General features: G+C 70.3%; 27 protein-coding genes and 1 pseudogene. 16 read left to right on the top strand and 12 right to left on the bottom strand.

Going from position 1 to position 25,628, the window contains the following annotated elements; genetic code table 11:
• Nucleotides 1-5 precede the first annotated feature (5 nt).
• Genes KBX34_RS03445 through KBX34_RS03430 form a run of 4 tightly spaced genes read left to right on the top strand, consistent with a single transcriptional unit; the run spans nt 6 to nt 4,339 of the window.
• A complete protein-coding gene (locus tag KBX34_RS03445; protein WP_210923203.1) occupies nt 6-1,157 on the top strand; it encodes a Gfo/Idh/MocA family protein in 1,152 nt (383 codons plus the stop codon).
• A complete protein-coding gene (locus KBX34_RS03440; protein ID WP_210923202.1) occupies nt 1,154-2,305 on the top strand; it encodes a dihydrodipicolinate synthase family protein in 1,152 nt (383 codons plus the stop codon). Before KBX34_RS03445 ends, KBX34_RS03440 begins: the two co-directional genes overlap by 4 nt.
• Nucleotides 2,306-2,325: 20 nt before the next feature.
• A complete protein-coding gene (locus tag KBX34_RS03435; protein WP_088951792.1) occupies nt 2,326-3,162 on the top strand; it encodes a sugar phosphate isomerase/epimerase in 837 nt (278 codons plus the stop codon).
• Complete coding sequence (locus KBX34_RS03430) at nt 3,155-4,339, top strand: hypothetical protein (protein WP_210923200.1); 1,185 nt, start codon at nt 3,155-3,157, stop codon at nt 4,337-4,339. The genes KBX34_RS03435 and KBX34_RS03430 overlap by 8 nt, the downstream gene beginning before the upstream one ends.
• Here the strand turns inward: KBX34_RS03430 and KBX34_RS03425 are convergent.
• Complete coding sequence (locus tag KBX34_RS03425; RefSeq protein ID WP_210923197.1) at nt 4,336-4,857, bottom strand: hypothetical protein; 522 nt, start codon at nt 4,855-4,857, stop codon at nt 4,336-4,338. The genes KBX34_RS03430 and KBX34_RS03425 overlap by 4 nt on opposite strands.
• The gene (locus tag KBX34_RS03420; protein WP_210923195.1) at nt 4,844-5,281 is read right to left on the bottom strand and encodes a MarR family winged helix-turn-helix transcriptional regulator; all 438 of its coding nucleotides are present in this window, start codon (nt 5,279-5,281) and stop codon (nt 4,844-4,846) included. Before KBX34_RS03420 ends, KBX34_RS03425 begins: the two co-directional genes overlap by 14 nt.
• A 99-nt stretch (nt 5,282-5,380) precedes the next feature.
• Between KBX34_RS03420 and KBX34_RS03415 the strand changes: the two are divergent.
• Nucleotides 5,381-5,533 (top strand): annotated as a pseudogene (locus KBX34_RS03415) (GNAT family N-acetyltransferase); the annotation flags it as partial.
• Nucleotides 5,534-5,654: 121 nt separating this feature from the next.
• Here the strand turns inward: KBX34_RS03415 and KBX34_RS03410 are convergent.
• From KBX34_RS03410 to KBX34_RS03395, 4 genes are all read right to left on the bottom strand, one after another.
• On the bottom strand, nt 5,655-5,999 hold the full coding sequence (locus KBX34_RS03410) for a cupin domain-containing protein (RefSeq protein WP_099854149.1): 345 nt from the start codon (nt 5,997-5,999) through the stop codon (nt 5,655-5,657).
• A gap of 67 nt (nt 6,000-6,066) precedes the next feature.
• A complete protein-coding gene (locus KBX34_RS03405) occupies nt 6,067-6,573 on the bottom strand; it encodes a GNAT family N-acetyltransferase (RefSeq protein ID WP_210923193.1) in 507 nt (168 codons plus the stop codon).
• A gap of 97 nt (nt 6,574-6,670) precedes the next feature.
• Nucleotides 6,671-7,348, bottom strand: a complete 678-nt coding sequence (locus KBX34_RS33355) for a HEAT repeat domain-containing protein (RefSeq protein WP_247671416.1) — start codon at nt 7,346-7,348, stop codon at nt 6,671-6,673.
• Between the two features lie 69 nt (nt 7,349-7,417).
• The gene (locus KBX34_RS03395) at nt 7,418-10,882 is read right to left on the bottom strand and encodes a ThuA domain-containing protein (RefSeq protein ID WP_210923191.1); all 3,465 of its coding nucleotides are present in this window, start codon (nt 10,880-10,882) and stop codon (nt 7,418-7,420) included.
• Nucleotides 10,883-11,119: 237 nt separating this feature from the next.
• On the opposite strand from KBX34_RS03395, the gene KBX34_RS03390 reads away from it, so the two are divergent.
• Nucleotides 11,120-11,965 (top strand): SAM-dependent methyltransferase, encoded by an 846-nt coding sequence (locus KBX34_RS03390; protein ID WP_307871317.1) that lies wholly within the window; start codon nt 11,120-11,122, stop codon nt 11,963-11,965.
• 76 nt (nt 11,966-12,041) lie between these two features.
• The gene (locus KBX34_RS03385; protein WP_247671415.1) at nt 12,042-13,556 is read left to right on the top strand and encodes a hypothetical protein; all 1,515 of its coding nucleotides are present in this window, start codon (nt 12,042-12,044) and stop codon (nt 13,554-13,556) included.
• A 5-nt stretch (nt 13,557-13,561) separates the two neighbouring features.
• Here KBX34_RS03385 and KBX34_RS03380 read toward each other — a convergent pair whose 3' ends face one another.
• Nucleotides 13,562-13,945 (bottom strand): hypothetical protein, encoded by a 384-nt coding sequence (locus KBX34_RS03380; RefSeq protein WP_247666781.1) that lies wholly within the window; start codon nt 13,943-13,945, stop codon nt 13,562-13,564.
• A gap of 122 nt (nt 13,946-14,067) precedes the next feature.
• Here KBX34_RS03380 and KBX34_RS03375 point away from each other — a divergent pair, with 122 nt between their 5' ends.
• The 4 genes from KBX34_RS03375 (at nt 14,068) to KBX34_RS03365 (ending at nt 17,854) form a co-directional block, all read left to right on the top strand.
• Nucleotides 14,068-14,676, top strand: coding sequence for a hypothetical protein (locus KBX34_RS03375; protein ID WP_210923189.1), 609 nt, complete (start codon nt 14,068-14,070; stop codon nt 14,674-14,676).
• Nucleotides 14,677-14,763: 87 nt separating this feature from the next.
• On the top strand, nt 14,764-16,602 hold the full coding sequence (locus KBX34_RS03370; protein WP_210923187.1) for a HEAT repeat domain-containing protein: 1,839 nt from the start codon (nt 14,764-14,766) through the stop codon (nt 16,600-16,602).
• A 114-nt stretch (nt 16,603-16,716) separates the two neighbouring features.
• Nucleotides 16,717-16,941: a TetR/AcrR family transcriptional regulator C-terminal domain-containing protein gene (locus KBX34_RS33350; RefSeq protein WP_307871316.1), complete on the top strand. Its 225-nt coding sequence runs from the start codon at nt 16,717-16,719 to the stop codon at nt 16,939-16,941.
• 97 nt (nt 16,942-17,038) lie between these two features.
• Entirely contained in the window at nt 17,039-17,854 is an 816-nt protein-coding gene (locus KBX34_RS03365) for a hypothetical protein (protein WP_210923185.1), read from the top strand.
• Between the two features lie 28 nt (nt 17,855-17,882).
• Here the strand turns inward: KBX34_RS03365 and KBX34_RS03360 are convergent, their stop codons facing one another.
• Together KBX34_RS03360 and KBX34_RS03355 are read right to left on the bottom strand one after the other, a co-directional pair.
• Nucleotides 17,883-18,251 carry a pantetheine-phosphate adenylyltransferase gene (locus KBX34_RS03360; RefSeq protein ID WP_374223650.1) on the bottom strand — a complete coding sequence of 123 codons (369 nt, stop codon included), beginning with the start codon at nt 18,249-18,251 and terminating at the stop codon, nt 17,883-17,885.
• Nucleotides 18,252-18,334: 83 nt separating this feature from the next.
• Nucleotides 18,335-18,868, bottom strand: coding sequence for a DUF6817 domain-containing protein (locus KBX34_RS03355; RefSeq protein ID WP_210789837.1), 534 nt, complete (start codon nt 18,866-18,868; stop codon nt 18,335-18,337).
• A 131-nt stretch (nt 18,869-18,999) separates the two neighbouring features.
• Between KBX34_RS03355 and KBX34_RS03350 the strand changes: the two genes are divergently transcribed.
• The gene (locus KBX34_RS03350; RefSeq protein ID WP_210923181.1) at nt 19,000-19,497 is read left to right on the top strand and encodes a YcxB family protein; all 498 of its coding nucleotides are present in this window, start codon (nt 19,000-19,002) and stop codon (nt 19,495-19,497) included.
• Between the two features lie 49 nt (nt 19,498-19,546).
• On the opposite strand, the gene KBX34_RS03345 is transcribed toward KBX34_RS03350, so the two are convergent.
• Nucleotides 19,547-21,106, bottom strand: coding sequence for an NAD(P)/FAD-dependent oxidoreductase (locus KBX34_RS03345; protein ID WP_210923179.1), 1,560 nt, complete (start codon nt 21,104-21,106; stop codon nt 19,547-19,549).
• A 95-nt stretch (nt 21,107-21,201) separates the two neighbouring features.
• Here KBX34_RS03345 and KBX34_RS03340 point away from each other — a divergent pair, with 95 nt between their 5' ends.
• From KBX34_RS03340 to KBX34_RS03325, 4 genes are all read left to right on the top strand, one after another.
• Entirely contained in the window at nt 21,202-22,512 is a 1,311-nt protein-coding gene (locus KBX34_RS03340; RefSeq protein ID WP_307871315.1) for a hypothetical protein, read from the top strand.
• 33 nt (nt 22,513-22,545) lie between these two features.
• Nucleotides 22,546-22,986, top strand: a complete 441-nt coding sequence (locus KBX34_RS03335) for a hypothetical protein (RefSeq protein ID WP_210923177.1) — start codon at nt 22,546-22,548, stop codon at nt 22,984-22,986.
• A gap of 80 nt (nt 22,987-23,066) precedes the next feature.
• Nucleotides 23,067-23,639 (top strand): GNAT family N-acetyltransferase, encoded by a 573-nt coding sequence (locus KBX34_RS03330; protein WP_210923169.1) that lies wholly within the window; start codon nt 23,067-23,069, stop codon nt 23,637-23,639.
• A 39-nt stretch (nt 23,640-23,678) separates the two neighbouring features.
• Nucleotides 23,679-24,092 (top strand): type II toxin-antitoxin system Phd/YefM family antitoxin, encoded by a 414-nt coding sequence (locus tag KBX34_RS03325; protein WP_099854129.1) that lies wholly within the window; start codon nt 23,679-23,681, stop codon nt 24,090-24,092.
• Nucleotides 24,093-24,160: 68 nt separating this feature from the next.
• Here the strand turns inward: KBX34_RS03325 and KBX34_RS03320 are convergent, their stop codons facing one another.
• Nucleotides 24,161-24,835 carry a cytidylate kinase family protein gene (locus KBX34_RS03320; protein WP_210923168.1) on the bottom strand — a complete coding sequence of 225 codons (675 nt, stop codon included), beginning with the start codon at nt 24,833-24,835 and terminating at the stop codon, nt 24,161-24,163.
• Between the two features lie 77 nt (nt 24,836-24,912).
• A complete protein-coding gene (locus KBX34_RS03315) occupies nt 24,913-25,491 on the bottom strand; it encodes a dihydrofolate reductase family protein (RefSeq protein ID WP_088948490.1) in 579 nt (192 codons plus the stop codon).
• Nucleotides 25,492-25,628 lie beyond the last annotated feature (137 nt).

Genomic DNA, 25,628 nt, shown 5'->3' with positions numbered 1-25,628 from the left:
ACACCATGACCCGCAGGTCGATCGGCATCATCGTCAACGGAGTGACCGGAAGGATGGGCTACCGCCAGCACCTCGTCCGCTCGCTGCTGGCCATCCGCGAATCCGGCGGCGTGGCGCTGGCCGACGGCACGACCATCTGGCCGGAGCCAGTCCTGGTCGGGCGCAACGAGACGAAACTCCGGGAGCTCGCCGAGCGGCACGGCCTGACCGACTGGACCACCGACCTGACCTCGGCGCTGGCCCGCGACGACGTCGAGATCTACTTCGACGCCCAGGTGACCCAGCAGCGGGAGAAGGCGATCCGGCAGGCCATCGAGGCCGGCAAGCACATCTACACGGAGAAGCCGCTGGCCGAGGACACCGCCGCCGCGCTCGACCTGGCCCGGGCGGCGGACGCGGCCGGCGTACGCACCGGTGTCGTGCAGGACAAGCTCTTCCTGCCCGGCCTGCGCAAGCTCAAGCGCCTCATCGACGGCGGCTTCTTCGGCCGGATCCTCTCGGTGCGCGGTGAGTTCGGCTACTGGGTCTTCGAGGGCGACTGGCAGCCCGCTCAGCGTCCGTCGTGGAACTACCGGACCGAGGACGGCGGCGGCATCACCTCCGACATGTTCCCGCACTGGCACTACGTGCTGGAGGAGCTGTTCGGCCGGGTCACCGCCGTGTCCTGCGTGACCGCCACCCACGTGCCCCAACGGGTCGACGAGACCGGTCAGGTCTACCAGGCGACCGCGGACGACGCCGCGTACGGGATCTTCGAACTCGACGGCGGCATCATCGCGCAGATCAACTCGTCCTGGGCCGTGCGGGTGTACCGCGACGAGCTGGTGGAGTTCCAGGTCGACGGCACCGAGGGCAGCGCCATCGCCGGCCTGCGCAACTGTCGGGTGCAGCACCGGGCGGTCACCCCGAAGCCGGTGTGGAACCCGGACCTGCCGGCCACCGAGGACTTCCGGGCCCAGTGGGTCGAGGTGCCCGACAACGAGGAGTTCGACAACGGTTTCAAGGTGCAGTGGGAGGCGTACCTGCGGCACGTCGTGGCCGGTGAGCCGTTCCGGTGGGACTTCCTGGCCGGCGCACGCGGTGTGCAGCTCGCCGAGCTGGGGCTGCGCTCCGCCCGCGAGGGTGGTCGCATCGAGGTGCCGGAGCTGCGCTCATGACCGCCGAGGTGGTGTTGCCGGGCGGGCGACGGCACCGGCTGGCCGGGGGGAGCGGCTTCGCCCGCCCGGCCGCGCCGGCGACCAGCCGGATCGCGTACGCGGCAGCGCACGTCGTCGCCGACCCGACCGCGGAGAACGTGCCGGGCGCCCCGGCGACGGTGGACTGGGACACCACCCTCGCCTTCCGGCGGCACCTGTGGTCGTACGGGCTGGGGGTCGCCGAGGCGATGGACACCGCCCAGCGGGGGATGGGGCTGGACTACCCGGCGACCCGGGAGCTGATCCGCCGCAGTGCCGCCGAGGCCCGCGCGGCGGGCGGGTTGATCGTCGCGGGGGTCGGCACGGATCAGCTGCCCGCTGGCCCGGCCACCCTGGCGGCGGTCACCGCCGCGTACCTGGAGCAGCTCGACGACGTACGCGCGGCCGGCGCCCAGCCGGTGCTGATGTGCAGCCGACACCTGGCCGCCGCGGCGCGCGGCCCGGAGGACTACCTCCGGGTGTACGACGAGCTGCTGAGCGCCGCCGACGAGCCGGTGGTGCTGCACTGGCTAGGCCCGATGTTCGACCCGGCGTTGACCGGCTACTGGGGTGCGGTCGACCTGGACCTGGCCGCCGACACGGTCGTCGAGCTGATCAAGGCACATCAGTCGAAGGTGGACGGCATCAAGGTGTCGCTGCTCGACGCCGGCCGGGAGGTCGCGTTGCGCCGCAGACTGCCCGCCGGGGTACGCCTCTACACCGGTGACGACTTCCACTACCCGGACCTGATCCGGGGCGACGAGGTGGGGCACTCCGACGCGCTGCTCGGGGTGTTCGCGGCCATCGCACCGGCCGCCGTCGCCGCGCTGGCCGCCCTGGACCGGGGCGACCTGGCGGCGTACGACGAGATCTTCGCGCCGACCGTGCCGCTGGCCCGGCACCTGTTCGCGGCCCCGACCTGGCATTACAAGACAGGGATCGTCTTCCTGGCCTGGCTTGCCGGGCACCAGGACCACTTCACCATGGTCGGCGGCGCGCAGTCCGGCCGGTCCCCGGCACATCTGGCCACGCTGCTCACCCTGGCCGACGCGGCGGGGCTGTTGCCGGACGCCGACCTGGCCGCCTCCCGCGCCCGGGCGCTGTTCACGGTGGCGGGGGTGGAGCAGTGAGCGCGAGGAGTGAGCCGGTCCTGCGAGCCCCGCAGTCGCGAACGACAAGCCCACAGAGCCTCGCGCGCTTCTCGTTCAACCAGGCGACCGCCCAGCGGTGGCCGCTGCCCGACGTGGTGGCCGGCTGCGTGGCCGCCGGGGTGCCCGGCGTCGGGCTGTGGCGGGAGCCGGTCGCCGACCATGGGCTGGCCCGGTCCGCGAAGCTGGTCCGCGACGCCGGTCTCACCGTCACCTCGCTGTGCCGGGGCGGCTTCTTCTCCACCGACGACTGGCGCGCGCAGAACCTGCTGGCCATCGAGGAGGCGGCCACGCTGGGCGCCCCGGAGCTGGTGCTGGTGTCCGGTGGGCTGCCGCCGGGCAGCAGGGACATCGACGGTGCCCGGCAGCGGGTCGCGGACGCGATCGGTGAGCTGGCCCCGCATGCCGAGGCCGCCGGCGTACGCCTGGCGATCGAGCCGCTGCACCCGATGTTCGCCGCCGACCGCTGCGTGATCGCCAGCCTCGGTCAGGCCCTGGACATAGCCGAGCGGTTCGACCCGACGGTGGTCGGCGTGGTCGTGGACGCGTACCACGTCTGGTGGGACGACACGGTGTACGCGCAGATCGCGCGGGCGGGCTCCCGGATCGCCGCGTTCCAGGTCTGCGACTGGGTGACACCGCTGCCCGAGGGGGTGCTGCTCGGGCGAGCGCTGCCCGGCGACGGGTGCATCGAGCTGCGCCGGTTGCGCGAGGCGGTCGACGCGGCCGGCTACGGCGGCCCGATCGAGGTGGAGGTCTTCTCCGCCGAGGTGTGGGCGCGGCCGGGCGCGGAGGTGCTGGACGCGGCGATAGCCGGCTACCTGCGCCACGTTGTCTGAGACTGCCGAGCGGCGTTGGCCGGCGGCGGTCGGCGCGTGGTTGGGCATCGGCACCGCGCCCGCCACGCTGGTGCTCGGCGCGGCGATGGCGGCCCGGCACGGCGGCGCGATGCCGGTCGCCGGGCTGCTGGTCGGCGGGGTGCTGATGACGGCGCTGCTCTGGGGGCAGGGCCGGATCGGCCTGCGCCGGCCGCTCGGCGACGGTGGAACGCTGACCGCGGTGCTGCCCGCCTACCTGGGCAACACGTCACGGCTGCTGCTGGCGGCGGTGCTGGCCGTGTCGATGGTCGGCTGGAACGGGTTCAACGTCGGGCTCGGCGGGGCCTCCCTGGCCGCCCTGACGGACCTGCCGGGCTGGGCCGGGCCGGTGCTGCTGGAGGTGGCGGTGCTGGCCGTCTCCTGGGGGCCGGCCCGGCTCGGCAACCGGGTCGCCGTGCTCACCACGCTCAGCGCGGTGGTCCTGGTCGGCTGGTGCCTGACGGTGCTGCCGCCACCCGGTGCGCCGGTTCGCCTCGCCGCCGGTGGGCTCGCCGACGCCGCCGCGCTGATCGGCTACGCGGCGGTGTTCGCGCTGCGCGCGTCGGACTTCAGCGTCGGCCTCGCCCGGCGGCGGGACCTGGCCTGGTGCGTGGGGCTGCTGATCGGGCCCGCGCTGCTCGGGGTGATCGCCGGCGCCGGGCTGTGGCTGCGGACCGGCTCGGCCGACGTGGTCGCGTTGCTGGCCGCCGGCTCGGGGCTGGCCGCGTACGCGAATCTGTTCGTCGCTGTGGCGGTCTTCGCCGCCGCGTTGACCACCACGTACTCCGGGGCGCTGGCGATCCGTGGCCTGGCCCCCCGCGTGCCGGCTCGTACGGCGATGCTGGTCGTCGCGGTCCTCGGCGGGGTGCTGGCGGTGGCGCGTTTCGACCGCCTCGTGCTGCCTTGGTTGACGCTCCTGGCCGCCGCGCTGCCGGTGCTGGTGGTGCCGATGGCCGTGGAAGCCGCGGCCCGTCGGCGCGGTCGTGTGCCGCGGACCGTGCCCGCCTGGTGTTGGGTGCCGGCCGCGTTGCTGGCGGTGGCCTGCACGCTCGCCGGGGTCGGCGTCGCGCCGCTGCTCGGGCTGGCCCTGGCCGTGGGGTGCACCGTGCTCTGGCGGCGGCGAGGACACGCGGCCCGGGCGGGCGACGGTGTCGCCTAGCGGGTGGCGTGCTCGCCGTGGTCGCTGACCTGTGCGTCGAACCAGTGGTGCAGGGCATCGCGGAGCGCGGCGTCGTCGGTGGTGTAGGTGGCCTGTGCGCCGTCGGGTGTGGTCGCGTACTCGATGGTGATCCGCCCGTCGTGTGCCTGAAGCGCTGCCAGGCCGGGCATTTCGGTGCCGTGGATGCGGGCGGGATCGCCGAAGTCGCCACGCCGGAACCGCTCGACCTCGGCGGTCAGATGCTGCTGGACAAGAGTGATCTGGGTGGTGTCCTGGCGGTCGTCGGCGACCACGGTCTGCACGCCACCGGTGTCGGTCTTGGTGAAGCGGTGCGTGGTGCGATCCAGATCGAACGGCATGACGGACGCGCCTCGCTCGGCGACGTCGGCCTGTCGGCTGGAGCTGGCCGTCGGTGTCGACGGTGCCGGGTCGTCGGCGCAGCCGCCGCTGAGCGCGGTGGCAGCGACGACCGCCAGGAGCAGGGCCCGATGGGCACGAGGGCGGTCAGGACGGTTCATTGGTGGCCTCCGCGAGGGTCTGGAGCGCACGCACCACTGCCGCGCGCTGGTCGTCGGGGACGCGATCGAGCAGGGTGGTGAGCCGGTCCCGGCGGGCGTCGGCCTGCCGGGCGGCGGCGGTGGTGCCCGCGGCCGTCAGCAGGAGCAGAACGCCACGACCGTCGCCCTCGGCTGTCTCCCGGTGCACCCAGCCCCTGTTGACCAGGTTGGTGACCAGCCGGCTGACGGTGCTCTTCTCCAGACGCAGTCGGCGAGCCAGCTCCACCTGCCGGATCTGCGCCTCCCGGGCGATCTCCACCATGGCGTGCGCCTCCGAGACCGGCAGTGGCTGCCCGCAGGGAGTCCGGTCGGGCTGGTGGAGGCCGAAGTTGCGGACGAACCGCATCAGGGCCTCCTGCGCCGCGTCGATCTCGCCAGGCTGCATGGTTCGACGGTACAACCAGATGGTTCGAGCGTGCAACCATTGTGGAGGGCGAACCCGTATCTGAACCCACGGGAGACACGGCACGACAATGGAGGGCGACCGGGTGCCCTGCTCCAACTGGCCCTTGGACACCGCACCCTGCCGGAGGTGCTGGACACCTGGCCGGACTGCGTGTTGCGCGACCGCCGCACGGAACAGTTCCTGACCGTGGCCCTCCCGCACGTGCCGGTCCAGGTCTGGCCCCGCAACTGACCGGGGCGGCTGCCAGGCCCGACGCCTGGACATCTACCTGCTCGCCCTCGGGTGGCCACCTCCCCACTCGTTGGGTCCACTCACGACAGACGTCGACCTCCGGGCTGGCGACCCGTCCGCCCTACTCGGCTCGCGGAGCCGGAGCGCGCGAGCCGTACGCCGGGCCGAACACCACCAGCAGCGCCAGGTCCTCGGTCACCTCGTCGAACCGGTGCTCCTCGCCAGCCGGCACGAAGATCACCGACCCCGGGCCCACCTCGGCGGCACCGTCCGGGGTCACGATCCGGGCCCGCCCCGCGGTGACCACGTAGATCTCGTCCTCGGTGTGCGGGCTCTGGGCGTCGAAACCGCCCGCCGGGATGCAGTACGTCCCCACCGACAGGTCCGGCACTCTCAGCTGTTCGACCCAGTCGTTGGCGGCCCCGGCGGGTGCAGTCCACCGGCCCGCGCCATCGATGATCAGCATGGCGGAAGCCTAGTACGGCAACGACAGTAGGCGAATCGTCTTCGAGTCGGGTTCGTTGGCGTGACTATTACTCGGCTTCGACCTCCGTGCGATAGGCAGTCAAGCCGCGTCGCTGATAGTTGCGTAGTGCATTCGGATGGTCCAACGAGCATGTGTGCAGCCAAACCCTGCGTACAGCCGGAGACTCCACGGCCTCACTGTCCCATGCTTGCCGGATGGTCAGCGTCAGCGCATGGCCACCGAGACCCCTCCCGACATATTCGGGCAACAGCCCAAAGGTGGTGATCTCCACATCTCCGTGAGGCTGGGGTTCCAAATTTGCAACCCCCACGGTCTCGTCCTTCAGAGCGATGAGCCAGTATTGGCGCAGCGGACGACACTGCATCAACTCCTGCCACTCTTCATTCGTGCGAGACGCACTCCGCCACCCGTACGGGCCTCCGACCTGAGCAGTGGTGGCACGCACGAGCGGCAGGCCACCGTCAACGCGCCGTAGGAAAAGGTCCGGCACCACCTTCCCAGGTCGCAGGTCCTTGGCGGTATTCATCTCCAGGTAGGTGACAACCTTCGCCATGCCGGCAGGCTACCCACCGTTGCGAGTAGGCCCAACACGAGCACTTCAGAAGCACGGCCTGGTACTCCAGTGACGCTTCGCGATCTGGCTTCGCGGGTCAGGGGATCAAGCCGGTAGTGCGGGCCTGGTACAGCCCGCGACGTGCTTGTTTGGTGTCGAGCCGTTCGAGGCCTCTGACAGCCCAGAACCGCAGCGATTCGTCGTCGCCGTGGAGCTGGTCGATGAGCACAGGCAGGGCTTGTTCGGCGCGGGCTTCACCGATCAGTTCGAGTAACCAGCAGCGCAGGCCATGGGCAGTCTCGCGGTTGAACTCGATGATCAGCTCGTCGAGGTGCTGCACGACGTGGGGCCGCAGCTGGTGGAACCCGTCCTCCTGGGTCTGTGCGTCGTTGCTGCGCATCAACCGCATAGCTTTCTGGAACTGGTTCGCCACGTCGCCTCCGGTGCGGTGCCTCAATTGAGCACGGCTCCTTGCATGATCATCGATGGTGTGAGGAAGCCGAAGATCATGCAGTGACTGTGAGCCACAGCGTAAACCCTGCCCGGCGGCAGTTGGTGTTCGAGGATGGTCTGGAGCGAACAACGGCTGGCGGCGCGGGCCGTCGTGGCTGGTTTGTTGTCGCAGGCCGAGCGCAGGACCTGCTGGCAGTTGGCGGGGCTGGCCGGATACCGGCAGCCGCCATCGCAACGGTTGCCGCGCACCGCGATCTGGGATGCCGAGCAGGTCGTCGCCGACGTGCAGCGCCGGCTGACCGATAGGCTCGGCGACTCGCAAGCAGACCCCTCTTGGCCTTGGGCCCGGCGGTGGCGGACAGGTCGATCCCTGCCCGCCACCGCTCGATCATCAGTTGACCGTGATGGTCAGGTTGAGCGAGCGGGTCTCCCCGCTGGTGTAGGTGGTCGTGACCCGGGCGGTGAAGGTCCCCTTGCGGGGATAGCTGTGGGCGGTCGATCGCAGCGTCGCCCCGTGCGTGATGGTGCTGTTGTCACCGAAGTCCCACGCGTAGTCGGTGATGCTCTGCCCGGACGGCGCTGTCGCGGTGGCGGTGAGCGTGGTGGTCAGCGGCGCGGTGCCGCTGGCCGGGTTGGCCGTGAGGGAGAGCGTCCCGCCCGGTTCCTGTTTGACCCCGGCGCCGTTGAACCGCAGCCAGTCCAGCGACAGCAGGTCCGGGGTGCCGCCGACCTGGGCGGCGTTGACGAACTTCGCGTAGAGGGTGGTGGTGCCGGCTGGTTTGTTGGTGAGCGTGACGGTGGGCGACACCAGGTTGTCCCACCCGCCGGTCGAGCCGATGGTGGCCGCGCCGACCAGGGTGCCGGTGGGGGAGCCGGTCCGCAGCTCGATGGTGCCGCCGAGCCCGCCGTTGGTCACGCCGAGCGTCACCGAGCCGACGTTGCGCAGGTCCACCGGTCCGTACGCCACCCAGTCGTTGTGGTCGACCTCGCCGAGCCGCTTGCCGGCGCGGGCGGTCGCCCGGTCGTTCACGATGATGCCGGACTGGGCGGTGAAGTGCTCGGCCTCCTTGCTCTTGGGCTGCAACTGGGCCCGGGTCGAGCCGGTCAGTGCCGGTACGCCGCCGGCCGCGCCGCCGTCGGTGTACTGCGCGGTGACCACGGTGTAGAGGTTCTGCCCTGGCCCGTGCCCGTCACCGGCGTCGGCCTCGGTGGCGAGCAGCCCCGAGCAGCCGGTGTAGACGTCCAGCGGATGGGCGTGCGAGTCGTGACCGAGCTGCGTCTGCACGGTGACCTTCGAGCAGTCGATGGTGGTCTCCTCTGGGTCGGTGACGGTCACCGTGTATGGGATCTTGTCGCCGAAGTCGAAGAAGCCCCCGTCCGGCACGGTGATGGTCACCGTGGGCCGGGTGTTGCCGACCACCACCTCGGTGACCGCGGTGGCGGTCAACCCGTTGCCGCTGTTGCGGACGGTCAGCCGGGCGGTGTGCCTGCCGGCGGTCGAGTAGGTGTGGCTCGGGTTGGCCGCTGTGGAGTCGGTGCTGCCGTCGTTGGTGAAGTCCCAGGCGTAGCTGAGCGCCGAACCGTCACCGGCGGATGACCCGGCCGAGGAGAACGTCACGGCGAGTGGGGTGCGCCCGCTGTCCGGGGTGGCGGCGATCTTCACGGCAGGTGGCCGCCCGTTGGCGACGTAGTCGATGCGGTAGATGCCCGCGCCGGCGTTGCTGCCGCCGCGCCCGCTGCCGGTGCCCTCGCCGAAGTCGATGACGTAGAGCGAGCCGTCCGGGCCGAACTCTGCCTCGAAGGGCTGGATCCAGCTCATGTTGCCGAAGATCCCGTTGATCGACTGGAGGTCACCCACGGCGGTGGGGCCGAAGCGCGCGTTGCTGAAGGTCTGCGCCGTCTTGTGGATCGACAGCGTCTTGAACCATTTGCGGGTCAGCTCATAGGTGATCCACTTGCCCTCGAAGTACTCGGGGAACTTCGTGGTGCGGGTGTTGGCCGGGTCGTAGTCGTAGACCGGGCCGCTCATCGGCCCGCCGCCGCCGGTGCCGACCTCGGGGAACTGGGTGGAGGCCGAGTACGCGTACCAGACCAGCGCGGACTTCGACGCCGGCAGGGTGGTCAGGCCCGTGTTGTTGGGCGAGTTGTTGACCGGCGCGGCGCAGTTGAACTTCGCCCCGGAGGTGCTGGTGGCGAAGTTGTAGTCGTTGAACGGGATGTTGTTGCCCACGCAGTACGGCCAGCCGTAGTTGCCGGCACCGGTGATCCGGTTGAACTCGACAGTCCCCTCCGGGCCACGGTTGGGATCGGCGGTGCGGGCGTCCGGGCCGTAGTCGGCCACCAGCACCGCGTTGGTCTGCGGCTCGACGGTGATCCGGAACGGGTTGCGCATGCCCATCGCGTAGATCTCCGGGCGGGTCTTCGCGGTGCCGGCCGGGAAGAGGTTTCCGCTCGGCACTGTGTACGTACCGTCGGCCTGTGGGGTGATCCGCAGGATCTTGCCGCGAAGGTCGTTGGTGTTGCCGGCGGTGCCCTGGGCGTCCCAGGCGGCGCGGCCGGCCCGCTCGTCGACGGGCGTGTAGCCGCTGGAGGCGAACGGGTCGGTGTTGTCGCCGATCGCCGCGTAGAGCCGCCCGGCCGCGTCCATGGCCAGCGAACCGCCCATGTGCGAGTTGGCCCGACCCTCGCCCCGGTAGGTGGGGATGGCCAGCAGGCGTTTCTCCGAGGAGAGCGCGACGCTGTTGTTGGCGACAGTGAACCGGGACAGGTTGAGCTGTTTGAGGGTCTTGTCCGACCAGAGCAGGTAGATCCAGCCGTTGCTCGCGAAGTTGCGGTCGAGGGTCATCCCGAGCAGCCCGTCGGACTGGTCGGTCATCGCCGAGGTGTAGGCGAAGTCCAGCAGTGTGGTGACCTGGAGGGTGTCGGAGTTGACCACCTTCAGCGCGCCGGTGCGCTGGATGTAGTAGACCTTCCGGTCCGGGCCGACGGCCAACTCGAAGGGGTCGGCAAGGTTCTCGGTGACCAGCCCCACCCGCTCGAAGTTGCTGGTCCTGGTGGCCGAGCAGTCGCCGGCGACAGCGCCGGCCGCCCACTCGATGCCGTAGCGCAGGTGCTCCAGGAACGTCGCGCTGCTGAACTGGGAGCTGGCGTGCCCGCCGGCGGTGAACCAGGACCGGCCGCCGTCGTAGCGCTGACACCAGGAGTACGCGTGGTCGACGCCCTCGTCCAGCCCGTTGATCCCGTCGCGCACCTTGATCTGCGCGAGGGTGTGCACGTTGCCGGTCGGGTTGGTCCGCCAGTTGTACCACTCCTCGCTCTGCTCCCAGAGCTCCGGCAGGTTGCGGGTGGAGGGGTGCGCCCGGTCGAGCACCTTCACCCGGCCGGGGAAGGTGCCGCCGGTGGAGGAGAAGTCGGGGTGGTAGTCGAAGATCGTGCCGACCAGGCCCTCGTACCAGGGCCAGTCACGCTCGCTCGCCGAGGCGGCGTGCAGGCCGGCCCAGCCGCCGCCGTTGCGGATGAACGTCTGCAGCGCGGCCCGCTGGCTGGCGTTGAGCAGGTCGCCCGAGGTCGGGAGCGAGTTGGTGTTGTTGAAGACCAGGGCGTCGAACGTGGCGAGGTTGGCGTCGGTGAACGCGGCGGCGTCGGTGGTGGCGACGACCTCGAAGTTGTGGGCGGCGCCGAGCTGCTGGATCGCGGCGATGCCGGCCGGGATCGAGTCGTGGTAGAAGTTGGTGATCTTGGAGAAGACCAGCACCCGGAAGCGTGGGGCGGCTTCGGCGGGCAGGGCGGTGGTGGTGCTCACCACGGCGGCGATGGTGAGCAGGATGAGGCAGAACGCGCGGAGGTGTCGGGGCATGGGGGCGCTCGCTCCCTGTTGGACGGTGAGGGTCGGAAAGCGCTTTCTTGCTGCCCGCATCACGGTACTGACAGCCAGTGATGACCGTCAATAGCGTGCTGGTAAGCGGTTTCCTACGGTGTCGCCGCCGGTCGGCGAGGCCCGGACGGGCCCCTCGCTCGCATGTCCAGCACCTACCATGGTCAGATCGTGCGTCGTGCCACACGGCGATGCAGCCGGGTGACCTGGGGAGGTCTCGTGACGGTGCCATCCACGTCGGAATCATCCGAGGGTCGGGGTGCCGACCGGGTCGACACCACTGTGGTGCATCCGGCTCGCCGCTACAACTACTGGCTCGGCGGCAAGGACAACTTCGCTGTCGACCGGGAGTCCGGGGACCAGATCGCGGCCGTCTACCCGGGAGTACGCACCCTTGCCCGGGAGAACCGGGCCTTCCTCGGCCGGGCCGTCCGGTTCCTCACCGAGGAGGTCGGCATCCGGCAGTTCCTCGACATCGGCACCGGCATACCGAGCGCCGAGAACACCCACGAGGTGGCGCAGTCTGTCGTGCCCGAGTCCCGGGTGGTCTACGTCGACAACGACCCGATGGTGCTGGTCCACGCTCGGGCGCTGTTGACCAGCGACCCGGCCGGCGCCACCGCCTACCTCGACGCCGACCTGCGTGACCCGGAGAAGATCCTCGCCGACCCGCAACTGCACACCACACTTGACCTGTCCCAGCCGGTGGGCCTGGTGCTGATCGCCGTGACGCACTTCCTGACCGACGACGACCGCCCACACGAGCACGTCGCCCGGCTGCTCGACGCGCTGCCGTCAGGCAGTTGGCTGGCGCTGACCCACTTCACCACCGACCACATCCCCAACCAGATCGTCGAGCGCATGTACGCCGAGTTCGCCTCCGGCCGGATGAAGCAGGACGCCGTGCCCCGCGACCGTGCGGAGTTCGCCCGCTTCTTCACCGGCCTGGAGCTGGCCGAGCCGGGCATCGTGCCGGTCACCGAGTGGCGCCCGCAGGTGCCGCCGGAGCAGCGGCCAGCGCTGGCTGACGCCTCGATCTACGGCGCGGTGGCCCGCAAACCCTGACCGGTCGTACAGGCTGGGGTCTTCCGGACCCGGGGCAAGCCCTTAATCCAGTCGGTGTCGGCGTAGGGTGCATTTCATGATCGGCGACGCATGGTTCGATCGGTGTTCGTCTCTGCCGGCCGGGCTGGCGAGGAACCCTGCAGCGCCCACCGACGTGCTGCTCCGACTGGTAGATCTGTGGCCGGAGCAGGTGTGCGAGGGGCTACGGCTCCGCCGCGAGCTGCCGCCGCCGGTGCGGGATGCGATGCTGCACCATCCCTCGCCCCGGGTCCGCGGAGCGCTCGCCACCCACCCACAGGTCGATCCTCTGGCGCGTACCCAACTGCTGGCCGACCCGGTGTGGCGGGTGAGGCTCCGCGCGTTCGGCCGGCCCGGTCAGGCATCGCTGCCTGACGACGTGTTGGTGAGGTTGTTGGCCGAGCTTGACCGTCCACCCTCCGATGTGCCGTTCAGCCGCGAGGAGTTGATCGGCGAGTTGTTCGACGCTATGGGGTACGACCCGCGTCTGCTTCGGCTGGCCGCCGCGCACCCTCGGTCGGGTGTGCGCCGGTTCGCGGCCGGTTCGCTGTACCGGCTGGACGAGCGGTCGCGCCAGGCGCTGCTGGAGGATGAGGTACCCGAGGTGCGGGCGACCGCCTCGGCGTCCGTCGCGCACCGCCAGCAGGTGATGGAGCCTGCGGATCTACCGGACCAGCACTCTCACGGATTCTGGTACGTGCTGCAGCGTCCACTGTCCCGGGCGCTGATCGATCAGGTGCTCGCCACCGGCGACGCGGCTGCGCTGCGGGTGATGGCCACGAATCCGAGTGTCCCGCCGGACGTGGTCGAGACGCTGCTGCGCCATCCCGACCCGTCGGTCCGGCAGGGAGTCACCGGTCGCGTCGACCTGAGCAGCGACCAGCTTGTCAGGCTTGCCACCGACTCAGCGGTCGAGGTCCGAACCGCGGTCTCCACGCATCCGGGCCTCACCGAGCCGCAGCGGGCCAGCATCGACATCGACGTGACCACTACGCCGGGCGACGGACACTTTGGCTCGGCGGACGTGCGCTGCCGGGGGATCCCCTATCCAGACGGCGGCGCGCCGGAGGTAACCGATGCGCTGCGGTGGGCGCGTTCGGTCAATCCGTTGCTGCGCCGCCGGGCGGCCCGCAACGCCGAGTTGCCGGCGGACCTTGTCACCGTCCTGGCCGACGACCCCGACTTGGGTGTCCGGGTCCTGCTCGCCCAGCACCACCCGGCTGCACCGCCAGCACTGCTGCTGCGCTCTTTCCTCGAGTACCACTGCTGCGGCCGGGACCGGTTGAGTGAGCTTCCGCAGTTTCCTACCGATGGGTTGGCCCGCTTCGCCGGCGACCCCGACCCGGCGGTACGACGGCTCGTCGCCCTCGACCCGGACGCCGACCCCGAACTCGTCGACCGGTTGGGCACCGACCCTGACGTCACCGTGCGGCAGGCGATGGCCGGCAGCCCACGCCTCCCGGCTCCGCGAATCGTCGCGCTTCTCAATGATCCTGAACTGGCCGAGGCCGCCGCAGCCAACCCGGCCCTGCCGGTCGATCAGATGCGGCAGATCCTGGACCGGATGACCTGATGCCGCTACCAGATGATGATGCCGCCGTGTATCGCCTTGGCGCGCTCCACCGCGTGCCGCATGTTGGCCAGGTAATGGAGGATGCGGTCTACGTCGTACCCAGTCGCGGCGGATAGTTGCTCGACGGTCTCTGCCAGGAGTACGCACTCCTGCTCGAAGGCGTCGAGCTGGCCGGGCGAGACCTGAAGGTGCCCACGGTTGTCGACCGTGATGTCGGCAAGTTGCGGCAGGAACGTCGCGCCGAGACGCCGAACGGCTGCCGAACCCCACAGCTCATAGCGAAGACCTTCAGCTCCTACCCCAGTGCTGGTGCCCGGCGGATCCACGACAACGTCCCGACCGGCGTAGGCGTCGCCGTCCGGTATCCACACTGAGATATCGAGGCTCATCCCCACGCTCCCGCCATGTCCCGAACCGCAGCTACTGTAACGGTGTCGCGGTGCCCGTCAGTCGTGGGTCGGCGGGCCCAAACCGGTTGGTTGCTCCGTAGCCCGCCGCTTAAGGTGCACGCGTGACGATGGTGGACGCGGATTGGTGGTCGATACTCCGGGCGCTGGACGAGCCGGTCGCGCCGGTGGAGGGCGGCATCGGGCGGGAGTCGGTTCTCCGGGCCATGGTGGAGGGCGTCATGCCGGAGCCGATGCGGGCGGCGTTGCACGAGCGGGTGGCCCGAGGTGACGGTGATGGTCTGGAGGTGCCACGGGACTTCGACCACGCTGCGGCCCAGGGCCGGTTTGAACGGCTCGCAGGGCGGTTGGGCGAGGCCTACGGCTGTACGTGCGACTCGGGGTTGGCCCAGGACTCCGCCTGTTTCGGCAGCATCTGGATTCCCGCCGAGGCCAGCCGCAGTCGTACGAAGCGCACGCGGATTCCGCTGTCCTTGACCGTGAGTGTGAGCAAGTTTGGTGACCTCGCCACCTATGGTGCTTCCAATCCGAGCGAGCACAAACCATTCCTGCACCCCGACGACCGGCAACGGATCGAGCAGGCACTCGCCGGACTCGGTTACCTCATCGTGCCCGAGCACATCCTCGCCGCGCCGTACGACGGGCCTAACGGATGGGTCTTCGGCCCGACGGTCAATGCGACGTGGTCTACTCGGTTCTTCGACCATCTTTGAATACGTCAAGATCCGCCGTTCATCGTGACAACTTGTTGGTGCACACATCTGGATGTGCGGAGAAGCGGATACGCCTTGCGTGCCGCAGTGCTCGTCAGGGACTATCAGGTTCATGACGTACTGGAAGGGCGCCTCGCGCCTCGCAGAGTGAAGGGCCCAGCGCTGGTGCCGCCGTTGGGCGACTGGGGATGGCTGGAAGCGGGCGTCGTCTCGGGTGATGTTCTTGTTCCCGGCAGCGATGTACGGTCACAGATCTGGCATTGGGTCGAGGCCGACCGGGACGGGTCGGTGACCCGCCGTCTGTTGACCTTCACGACCGACCACCGCCTGTCGGCCCGGCGGATCATCTTCGAGTTGCTGTGCGAGCTGTGCTTCCGGAACCCCCACTGGCTCCTGGTAGCAGATGCCGCTGAGTCGGCCCTGAACGACGGGGATCCGCAGGTGCGGCGCACCGCGGCGAGGTTACTGGTGGGCGCCGCTGAACCTGATCGGGCTATGTCGGCGTTGGAGGCCTCGACTGATCCGGTCGTCCGGATCGCCTTCGTGGATGCCATCCCCTGGAACGAGGTCCCGCACCATAGAGCCATCCTGGAACGCTTGCGGTCGGATCTCGTTCCGGCAGTCCGGCTACTGGCCAACGTCGCAGTGTTCAGCAGGGACAACCCGGCGGCTTGGCCGGCGCTGGACGATGCGATCCGTGCCGATCTTGAACCTTGCGCGGGAGTCCTGAACGGGTCAGGGTTCCGCACCGAGCAGACTGGCGGCGAGCGCTGGGCACGGGCGCTGACCCTCCTCGATCGGGAGCAGGACTGCTACGCCTGGGCGGAACGGTTGGCGAGCCGGTCCGAGAGCCCACAGGTCCGGCTCGAAGGCGTACGGGTGGCGCTCGCGGCGATGCGTGAGTGGCGCGCCGCGCCCGGGCGGGTGACGCCGATGCTGATCGACCTCCTGCAGGACGAAATCTCCGATGTACGGTCTGCGGCGCTGCACACGTTGGCGGCTTCATTGACCGCGTCCCGTCTCGCCGCGGACGAGCTCGCGGCAGTGCTGGATGATCCTGAGCTCGGTGCGGTGGCCGCTACCGCGCTGGGCAGCGTCGGCGACCACCGGGCGGTGCCGCATCTGGTACGGCTGATGCTCTCCGGCAGCGACGAGCCGCGCCTGACTGAAGCGTTCAAGGCAGTTGCTCGGGCGGGCGCTGATCCGCAGGCCCCGGTGGCCGCCGCCCGGCAGATCTTGGCCGCGCTGCCGGATTCGTGCGCGCCGGCCCTGCCGATGCGGGTGCTGGCCGCGTTCGGTCCGGCTGCTGCTGCCGCGCTGCCGGAACTTACTGCCAGACTCGAAGAGGCCGAGAACGACACCCCGAACTGTGCGTTCTACGTTCTGGGACGGATCGGGCCAGCGGCCGCAGCCGCGGCAGCGCTGCTGCGGCAGTACCCGACGCAAGGTGCGACACTTGCCCTTCTCAGAGTCACATTGGACCGGGCGGTGGCCGAGCAGTATCTCGCCGGCCGGCCGGAACGACCTGGCCGAGATGGGATTGCGTCGGCGCTGCTGACCTGGCTGGCCGAGCACGGCGGGCTCACCGCCCGCCAGCACAAACAGTTGCGGAGCCTGTTCCGGGCTCCCGGCTTCGGGCAGTTGACGTCGGCCGGCGCACTATGGCTTCAGGAGGGTCCTGCGGTAGCCGCTGAACTGCTGGAGGTTCTACCGGATTACCTGTACGACGATCTGTGGGGGCGCAAGGCGCTGAGGGTCCTCGCCGCGATGGGGTCGCACGCGCGGCCCGTACTCGACCGGTTGGATCGCCTCGTGGCACGCCGGCACCGACTCGGGATCAATAGCGGCGGCGCCGACGCCGAGATGCGCGCGGATGAAGCGCTGTACGCCGCCGTCATCGCCGCCCGGCAGAAGATCGCCGAATAACTGCCCTCGTGAATCCGGGTCCTCGCCGGCCATCGAGCGCCACCTTGCCCGGCAGCGGCTGTCGCGTGCCCTGCGTGATCTGGGTGTCGTAGGTGTGCGGACCGCTGTCAGTCTGTGCGTGCCGGCTCTGTCAGCCGGCGCACCGCCCGCTCCACCGGCACCGATGAAGCCGCCTTACAGGCCAGCCTCGGCCCCTACCTCACCCGTATGTTGAAGACTGGCAGGTACCCCACCGTGGCCCGACTCGTCATCGACGGCGCCCACCTCAATGCCGAGGAGACCTTCCACCACAACCTGACCACCGTCCTGGACGGCATCACCGGCCGACCCCGAACGTGACCCTCCGCCGCTCTGCGGCCGGCGGCTCGCCGACGCGACGTGTGTCGTCGAGCGATATACCTCTGAGTCACTCCCGCCCACAGACAGGAGCGCACGAGTGCAGGTCAGCCTGGCGACGAGCGCCGGTCGGGCCGGTCGGCCGAACGAGGACTTCGTCGGCGCGGTTCCCGGCGCTGTCGTCCTGCTCGACGGTGCCGGCATCCCTGGGGCCGAATCGCTCTGCTTCCATGGGGTCGCCTGGTACACGCAGCGGCTCGGCGGAGCACTGCTCGGCCACCTGTCGCGCGACGACGGGCAGGACCTCACGGCTGTCCTCGCCACGGCCATCGGCGAGACAGCCGCCGCGCACGGCGACACCTGCGACATCGGGGACCCGCGCAGCCCGCAGGCCACCGTCGCGGTGGTGCGCGCGTACCGGGGCCGCCTTGACTATCTGCTGCTCGCGGACTCGTTCCTCATCCTCGACCCGGCCCACGGCGGCCCTCAGGTGATCACCGACGACCGTGAGGTCACCGCCCGGCGTGACTGCTCGGCGCCCCTGGACGGCATTGCACCGGAAACCCTGGAGTACGACCGTGTCCGCGACTCCTGCGCCGAGGCGCTGCGGGCCCGCCGGAACCAGGTCGGCGGCTACTGGATCGCCAAGGACGACCCGCGCGCGGCCCGGGAGGCGGTGACCGGCAGCCGGTCCCTCGCCGACCTGAACGGTGCCGCGCTGCTCAGCAACGGTGCCAGCCGTATCGTCAGCCCGTACGGCCTCACCGACTGGCCGGGCGTCCTGGCACTGCTCGCCGCCGACGGTCCATCCGGTGTCGTCCGCCGCGTCCGGCAGGCCGAAGCCGACGGCCTCGGTGCCGTTGCCGCTCGGGCCCCGGATGACGCCACGGTGGCCCACTGCACGCACCTGCCGTGATGCCTGGAGTCCGCCGATGTCTGGCTGCCTACGGCCGCGTGGACGGGGGCAACGGCCCCAGCGCCCGCACCGCGGTGGAGGACACTGCGGCCAGTTCGGGCCGCGCGGGCAGAAATACCGTGGGGACGCCCAGCGACTGGTTCATCGCGGCGAGCTGACACTCGGCCTGAAGGTCGGTGGTGTTGCGCACGCCGCGGACGATCACCCCCACGTCGTGGCTTCGGCAGTAGGCGGAGGTCAATCCACTCCAGGCCACAACGGTGACGGAGGTCCACTCCACCGGCAGGATGGCCCGAACGGCGGCCGCTCGCTCCTCCTCGTTGATCGTCGGATGCTTGGTGCCGTTGACCGCGACGAGCACGACCACCTCGTCGAACAGGCCGCGTGCCCGGTTCACCACGTTCGTATGCCCGGGAGTGAAGGGATCAAAGCTGCCGGGGTAGACGGCGCGGACAGGTACGCGGGTGTGTGCCGTCGATGTCACGGCCGCAGGACCCGCTGCGCATCGCGGATGACCTCCTCGGAGGCCAGTGGGGCCCAGGAGGCGAACAGGTCGCGGAAGTAGGTACCGTGCCGGTCCGCCACCGCAGGATCCTGCTCAATGACGTCCAACTCGTTGACGATGCTCAGGTCCACGAGCGACCGCAGTTGAGCCGCATCCGGCGTCCGCACCTGATGTACGAAGCGGTCGAACACCTGGCCGGTCTGTGCCAGCTTTCGCCAGCTGCGTTCACGGTCGCAGGCGCCGTACAGGTAGACAAGCTCTTCCGCGTCGGCGCCGACGAGGTCTCGCAGCACCGCACGATCGGCGCGATCGAGCAGGGCGAGGTCGAACCCGTCGGTGCCGTAGACGGCGTGGGTGAGGCCCGCGACCTGCACGTCACTGCCGCAGCCGAGCGCGGCGAGTCGTTCGCTGACCCGACACAGGTGGGCGTACAGGTTGCCACCGGGATGGGCGATCTGCTCCGCTCCGCGCTGGCGGAGCCAGGCCCGCGCGCCTTCGTCGGTGCTCATGGCCCGACTGTAGGTACCGGCTGTCGGCTTCGGTGGCCCTGGCTGTGGGCGATATGTCACAGCATCCCGGCCAGCACCGGCGTTCGGTGTCCGCCAGACCCGGACGTGGTTCGGGGCACTATCGTTCTGACGTGCACATCCGATTCGACGTCCCCGCCGATCCCGCCTACCCGGGCCGGGTGGCCGCTGCGCTCGCCAGTGTTCGGCTGCGCAGGTTCAGCTACATCGGTGCGACGCTGGCGGCGATCGGAGCGATCGGTCTGGCACTGTCGCGGGGGTTCTCGTGGGGCGAGCAGATCTCGCCGCTGTGGGTGACGCTGATCGTGGGTGGCGTGCTGTCGATGCTCTACTGGCCCTGGGTGCGGTTGCGCGCCCGACGCCGTTCCAGTGGCTATGCCGTCGAGGGCGCCTACGACATCACCGATGCCAACATCATGATGCGTAGCGGCTCGGAGTCCGGCGGCATCGCCTGGGACGGGGTCGCCCAGGTCAGGGACACTCCGGACTTCTGGATCGTGTACGTCGGCCGGATGCCGGCCACCGTGATCCCACGCTGGTTGATGTCTGCCGAGGATGCCGAGACATTGCGAGCCCACATGGCCGAGCGAGGCCTGCTTCAACATCGCTGAACTGCCGTCGGGATCGCCGATGTGTGGCGCGGCGCAGGGTCCGGTGGCGTCAGCCCAGCGGCACCTGCCTGGGTCGATCGCCACTCCCCGCGGCGCCGACACCCTCGGGCGCATTGATCGGAGCCGCGATGATCCGGCTGGGCACCACCGGCGCGTCCCGGCCCGTGCCCCGTCGACCGTCGCCGCCGGAGGACTCCTCGTGGTAGTCCTGCTCGACGTTGACCGACCAGACGTCATGCGTACTGCCGGTGGCGATGTTCTCGGCCGTGAGCATCGCGGTCAGCATCGAGTGGTCCTGGTTGTTGTAGCGGTGCATGCCGTTGCGGCCCACCGGGTGCACGTTCGGCACCGCCTCGGCCAGCCAGGCACGGATGACGTCCACGTTGTGCTGGTAGCGCTCGTCGTACACCGGGTAGGCCTTCGGCATGCGCACGACGTAGCCGGCCTCCACCACACCGGGTCGGACCAACCCCAACCGCTCCAGCTCCGCGGTCGCCAACGCCACGAGGTCGGCATCCGGGGTACGCCACATCTCGTCGTCCTCGAACACGAAGTACTCCAGCCCGAGGCAGGTGCGCCCGTCCTTGACGAGGTACGGCGACCAGGAGCCGAAGTTCTGGATCCGGCCCACCCGCACTCCCGGGTCGTGCACGTAGATCCAGTTGTCGGGGAACGAGAACTCCGCCGGCACCACCAGCGCGACCGTCAGGAAGTCGCGGTAGCGCAGGTCGGCGGCGCAGGCCAGCACCTCCGGCGGTGCTGGCGGACGCAGCGCGGCCACCAGCTCCGAGATCGGCATCGACGAGATCACGTCGTCGGCCGGTTGGGTACGCTGCCCGCCCGCGCCGTCGACCGTCACGCTGATCGCCCGCCGTCGCTTCGGGTCGCGGTGCACGGCGGTCACCCAGGTGCCGGTCGAAAGCTGTCCGCCACGCTTGCGGACCTGCTCGGCGCAGCGTTCCCACATCATCCCCGGCCCGTACTTCGGGTACTGGAACTCCTCGATCAGGCTGGTCACGTCCGTGCGTCGGCGGCTGGGCAGCAGCGCGTTGCGGATCGCCGTGGCCAGCGACAGGTTCTTGATCCGCTGCGCGGCCCAGTCGGCCTGCAACCGGTCGGCCGGCATTCCCCACACCTTCTCGGTGTACGTCTTGAAGAAGATCGAGTACAGCCGCCAGCCGAATCGGGCCGACACCCAACCCTCGAAGTGCGACTGATCTTTCGGTGGGCGCAGGCGGGCCCGGGCGTACGAGCCGAGGCAGCGGGCCGCCTCGGGCAGCCCCAGGTTGCGCAGGGCGTTCATGGCGCTGAGCGGGTAGTTGAACAGCGCGCCCCGGTAGAAGATCCGGCTCATCCGGGGTCGGGTCAGGAAGTCCTCGTCGGGCAGGATCTCGTGCCAGAACGACTCCACCCGGGGCACCTTCGTGAAGAACCGGTGCCCGCCGATGTCGAACCGCCACCCGTCGCGCTCCACGGTCCGGCTGATCCCGCCGACGACCTCGTCCGCCTCGAACACCTGCACCGGCAGGCCGTGTCTCAGCAGCTCGTACGCCGCAGTGAGCCCTGCCGGCCCCGCACCGATGATCACCGTGCCGTGCTGCTCGCTCATGCTGCCGCGCTCCCTGCCCACCGTCATGGTTGAGGCGCGGCGCGTACCCGTTCTGCGCGTAATGTCACCCTTGATGGTGGTTCATTTTCGCTCCGGTGCGGCGTGCGGCGGCGTACAACGAGAAGGGCGACACCCCGCGCGGCGGCGGGCGGGCCGACGGAGGTGGGGGAGCGGGGCGGATGCACCGGTGGCGCAGCGGCGCGGCGGCGCTGGCCGCCCGCACGGCCACGGCCGGCCGCGGCGCGGCCCGCCTGGCTCGCCGGGTGCCGGAGCCCTGGGCGTACGTCATCGGTCTGTTCCTCGGCGCGAAGGTGGTGCTGACCCTGCTCGGGCTGCTGGCCCTGCACGCCTGGGACGGCATTCCCGGGGCACCACCGCCGGACGAGGCGCTGATGTGGGCGCAACAGCGGGAGATCTCCGGGCACCGGTGGATCTCCTTCTGGTTCGCCTGGGACGCTCTGCTCTACCTGCGGTTGAGCGAGCTGCCGCTGACCGGGCCGTGGCGGGACTTCGGTTTCCCGCTGCTGTACCCGTTCCTGGCCCGGCCCCTTGGCGCGGTGCTCGGCGGCGACAACGCGCTGGCCCTGCTGGTGATCAGCAACGTGGCGTTCCTGCTGGCGCTCTGGTACGGCTACCGGCTGGCCGAACTCCTGCTCGGCGACGCGGGCGCGGCCCGCCGGTTCACCCGGTACCTGGTGCTGCTGCCGACCGCGTTCCTGTTCCAGGCGGCGCTGACCGAGTCGCTGTTCGTCTGTCTCGCGCTGGCCGCGTTCTACTACGCCGAGCGGCGCCGCTGGTTGCTGGTCGGCGTGCTCGGCTACTTCCTGGCGATGAGCCGTTCCGTCGGCCTGCTCGTGGCGCTGCCGCTGGCCCTGGTGCTGCTCCGCCAGCACGACTGGCGGCTCGGGCCGCGCGCCCTGCTCGGTTATCTGCGGATCGGCTGGCCGTTGCTGCTGCTGCCCGCCGGTTGGTTCACCTTCATGGCGTACTGCCGGTGGCGCGGCGGGGACTGGTTCGCCTACCAGCACGCCCAGGAGACCGGCTGGGGAATCAGGGTGCAGAACCCGGTGCCGGTGCTGTTGCACGGGCTGGCCGGGGAACCACGCGACGCCGCGCGGCTGTGGTTCGCGGTGGCCGTGTTGGCGGTGCTGGTGGCCGGGTTCCGCCGCCGGGAGCTGCCCTACCTGGTGTACGGCGTACTCATGGTGCTGGTGCCCCTGTCGATGGGCCCGGCGGTGTACAAGAGTCTGCTGCGCTACCTGCTCGCCGCCTTCCCGGTGGCTCTGGTGCTGGCGCGCTGGGCCCGCCGCGCCAGCGTCGACGTGTGGCTGACCGCGACGCTCGCCGTCGTGCAGGGCGCCCTGTTCGTGCTCTGGCTCAGCTACTGGACCCACATGATCATCTGATTGGGGTGGCCGTCGGCCGGGCAGGATGAGCGGATGACCGAGCCACGGGTGCGCCTCGACGACTTGGGCGCCTGGCTGATCAAGGGCAACGCCGACCTGGTCGACCTCACCGCCCGGTTCGCCGCCGAGCCACTGGTGACGAGCTGGTGCGTACGCCCCGGCTATCGGGCGCGGCTCATGCTTGCCGGGCAGCCGGTGGTCTTCTGGGCCAGCGGCAGCCGTGCCCGACTGCCGTACGGGGTGTGGGGTGTCGGACGGGTCACCGGGGCGCCCGAGCCAGGCGCTGGGGGCCAGCCCTGGTCGGTGCCACTGGACCTGCCCATCCTCGCCGCCGGCGACCGGGTGCCCCGCACGGTGTTGCGCGCCGATGACCGACTCGCCGATCTGGAGGTGTTCCGTCAACCGCAGGCCGCCAACCCCTCCTACCTGACAGTGGCCCAGTTCGCCGCCCTGCGTACCCATCTGCCGGAGTGAGCGGCCCTGGCCCGCAGCCGGCCTGCGGCCCTGTGCGAGTCTGCTACCCGTCGTTGCCAGCGCACCTTCGGGGAGGCCCGGTGTTCGCCCTGCCACTGACCGATGAGGTCGAGCTGCGCCCGCTGGACCCTTGGCTTGCCGAGGAGTTCCTCGCCAATCTCGACAGGGCCCGGGAGCACATCCAGCCCTGGGTGTCGCCGACCTTCGTGGCCACCGACCTGGCGTCGGCCCGTGGCGTGTTGCAGCGGTACGCCGACCGGTGGGCCAGCGACAGTGGCGGCATCTGGGGGCTGTGGTGGCGCGGCACGCTGGTCGGCGGGGTCATGCTCGTGTCGTTTGACGTGACCCGGGGTGTCTGCGAGGTCGGCTGCTGGGTGGAGCCGGCAGCCGAGGGAAAGGGCATGGTGGCGCCGGCGGTCCGCCGGATCGTCGACTGGGCGGTGCGCGAGCGCGGCATCCAGCGGGTGGAGTGGCGGACCAACGCCGACAACACCCGCAGCAAGGCACTCGCCCGTCGACTCGGCCTGCGCCTGGACGGCACGCTGCGCCAGGTCATCCCCGGCCCGCATGGACGAATCGACCTCGAAGTCTGGTCGGTGCTGGCCGACGAGTGGCTGGCCGGAGCGAGCGGATCGCCGACCACCGTCCACTGACGACGCAAATCTGTCGTACCCGGGCGACACCATGCATCCATGGCCGTCCCCGCGCTCACCCCTCATCCCGACCCGCCGCGTTCCGTGCCGCTGCGTGAGGCGCGCACCCGGTTCAGCCAGCTCGTCGCGCTGGCCGAGCTGACCGACGCGGTCACCGTCGTCACCCGCGACGGCGATCCCCGCCCGGTCGCCGCGATCGTCCCCGCCTCGGCCGCCCGCAGCGCCGCGCAGGCCCGCGCCGACGCCGACCGGCTCGCCACGGTCACCGCCGGCTGGGCCCGGCGCCTCGACGAGCAGCACCGACGCAGCAGCCAGCGGCACGCCGCCGAGCTGAGTGCGGTCCGCGTGGCGCTGGCCGAGGTGTGGGCTGAGCTGGATCGCCGGGTCGTCCCGGGCAGCGACCCGGCGCTGGCCCGGCTGCGCGCCGCACACCACGATCTGCTCGCCGACTGACCGCCTCCGCGCCGCCCGGTTGGCGGCGGGCAGTTCGGCGTCTGTAGGCATCCGGACCCGGAGCACCGTCAGCGTGTCCGGGTCTCCCAGAGCGGCCGTAGGGGCTCGTCGTTGTGCACGATGATGTCGGCGTGATCGGTCGGACGGGCGGCGGCGAAATAGAGCTGCTGGGCGGGGATGTAACGCTCGCGCCAGCGCCGCTCGACGTCGACCTGTGACGACACCCGACCCTCCCGGATCACGGCACGTTCCACTGTCGATTCGAGCGCGGTCGACACGAAGACGCGCAGGTCCCACCGGTCGATCAGTTCCGGGCGCATGAGGAAGACGCCGTCGAAGAGCAGCACCGCGTCGGCTGCGGCAGTCGTGACCGGCGGGGCCAGCACAGCGTCTGTGGTGTGGTCGTAGACCGCGGGTTGGAAGCGTCGATCTCCGCTCGGCCCGAGCGGATCCAGCAGGACCCGGTTCAGCGCGCCGTGGTCGTGCGTGTCGAAGTAGCAGCCTTCGGCCGAGTACTCGCCACGCGGATAGCGCTGTGCCCGGGGAAAGAGGAAATCGTCGATCGTCGCCCGGATGACGTCGCGACCCTGTGCTCGCAGGACGACGGCCAGCTCGTCGGCGAGGGTGGTCTTGCCGGCCGCGGGCGGTCCGTCGACGGCCACCCGCGTCGGGTGTGCGACCGTCACGGACCCGACGGCCTCGGCCAGCCGGCCGAGCACCTCCTCGCGCGTGCCCTGCTCCATCACAGCGCTCCTCCCGTCGATCGCACCGCCCGGCAGCTGCGCGACAGGGCCGGCGGCGCGATCGCCCTCGACCTGGATCACCGCTTGACGTCGTAGACCAGCTTGAGGATCCCGTTCGGGTAGCTCTCCGATTCCCGCAGCGTCAGCATGTGCTTGTCCCGGTCGGCCCGGCCGAACAGGCTCTTGCCGGCACCGAGCAGCACGGGGAAGACGAGCAGGTTGTACTGGTCGATCAGGCCCGCGTCGGACAGCCGCCGAGCCAGCTCCGCGCTCCCGTGGATGAAGATCGCGCCGCCTTCGCCCTCCTTGAGCGCGGCGACGTCCTCCGTCGAGCGCAGGATCGTGGTCGGCCCCCAACCGTCGACGATGGCGTCGTCGGACAGCGAGGTCGACACGACGTACTTGGGCAGTTCCTTGTAGTCGGCGTGGTCCTCGGAGCCGGGCCAGACCGCCGCGAACGCCTCGTAGCTGCGACGGCCGAACATCAACGCCGTCGTGTCCGCGAGCTCCTCGCCCTTCAGCGACCAGGCTTCCGGGACGAACTCGAGGTCCTTGAACACCCACCCACCGCTGCGGTGCTCCTCTGACGGCCCGCCGCCGGGCGAGTCCACGACGCCGTCCAGCGACATGAAACCGGTGTAGACCAGGTTGCGCATTGTGCTGTCTCCTCATGCTCGGGTGAGCTGCCGGGTCCAGGCTAGATGGCGACTGCGGTGGCCGTCCTGGACGAAACGACAGCGGGCCCACCACCGTCGCGGCTGGCTCGTCGTCCGTGTCCTCATGAGCCGGGCGG

It is taken from the genome of Micromonospora sp. M61, from assembly GCF_018070245.1.
Lineage (GTDB): Bacteria > Actinomycetota > Actinomycetes > Mycobacteriales > Micromonosporaceae > Micromonospora > Micromonospora zamorensis.
Note: the sequence above shows the minus strand (reverse complement) of the source record. Positions and strands in the feature narration are given on the sequence as shown.

What these genes read in the sequence shown, in the direction of transcription:
- KBX34_RS03445 (WP_210923203.1), top strand. Translation starts at nt 6, where the DNA reads ATGACCCGCAGGTCGATCGGCATCATCGTCAACGGAGTGACCGGAAGG.
- KBX34_RS03440 (WP_210923202.1), top strand. Translation starts at nt 1,154, where the DNA reads ATGACCGCCGAGGTGGTGTTGCCGGGCGGGCGACGGCACCGGCTGGCC.
- KBX34_RS03425 (WP_210923197.1), bottom strand. Translation starts at nt 4,857, where the DNA reads ATGAACCGTCCTGACCGCCCTCGTGCCCATCGGGCCCTGCTCCTGGCG.
- KBX34_RS03420 (WP_210923195.1), bottom strand. Translation starts at nt 5,281, where the DNA reads ATGCAGCCTGGCGAGATCGACGCGGCGCAGGAGGCCCTGATGCGGTTC.
- KBX34_RS03410 (WP_099854149.1), bottom strand. Translation starts at nt 5,999, where the DNA reads ATGCTGATCATCGATGGCGCGGGCCGGTGGACTGCACCCGCCGGGGCC.
- KBX34_RS03405 (WP_210923193.1), bottom strand. Translation starts at nt 6,573, where the DNA reads ATGGCGAAGGTTGTCACCTACCTGGAGATGAATACCGCCAAGGACCTG.
- KBX34_RS03395 (WP_210923191.1), bottom strand. Translation starts at nt 10,882, where the DNA reads ATGCCCCGACACCTCCGCGCGTTCTGCCTCATCCTGCTCACCATCGCC.
- KBX34_RS03385 (WP_247671415.1), top strand. Translation starts at nt 12,042, where the DNA reads ATGATCGGCGACGCATGGTTCGATCGGTGTTCGTCTCTGCCGGCCGGG.
- KBX34_RS03380 (WP_247666781.1), bottom strand. Translation starts at nt 13,945, where the DNA reads ATGAGCCTCGATATCTCAGTGTGGATACCGGACGGCGACGCCTACGCC.
- KBX34_RS03355 (WP_210789837.1), bottom strand. Translation starts at nt 18,868, where the DNA reads ATGAGCACCGACGAAGGCGCGCGGGCCTGGCTCCGCCAGCGCGGAGCG.
- KBX34_RS03345 (WP_210923179.1), bottom strand. Translation starts at nt 21,106, where the DNA reads ATGAGCGAGCAGCACGGCACGGTGATCATCGGTGCGGGGCCGGCAGGG.
- KBX34_RS03335 (WP_210923177.1), top strand. Translation starts at nt 22,546, where the DNA reads ATGACCGAGCCACGGGTGCGCCTCGACGACTTGGGCGCCTGGCTGATC.
- KBX34_RS03325 (WP_099854129.1), top strand. Translation starts at nt 23,679, where the DNA reads ATGGCCGTCCCCGCGCTCACCCCTCATCCCGACCCGCCGCGTTCCGTG.
- KBX34_RS03320 (WP_210923168.1), bottom strand. Translation starts at nt 24,835, where the DNA reads ATGGAGCAGGGCACGCGCGAGGAGGTGCTCGGCCGGCTGGCCGAGGCC.
- KBX34_RS03315 (WP_088948490.1), bottom strand. Translation starts at nt 25,491, where the DNA reads ATGCGCAACCTGGTCTACACCGGTTTCATGTCGCTGGACGGCGTCGTG.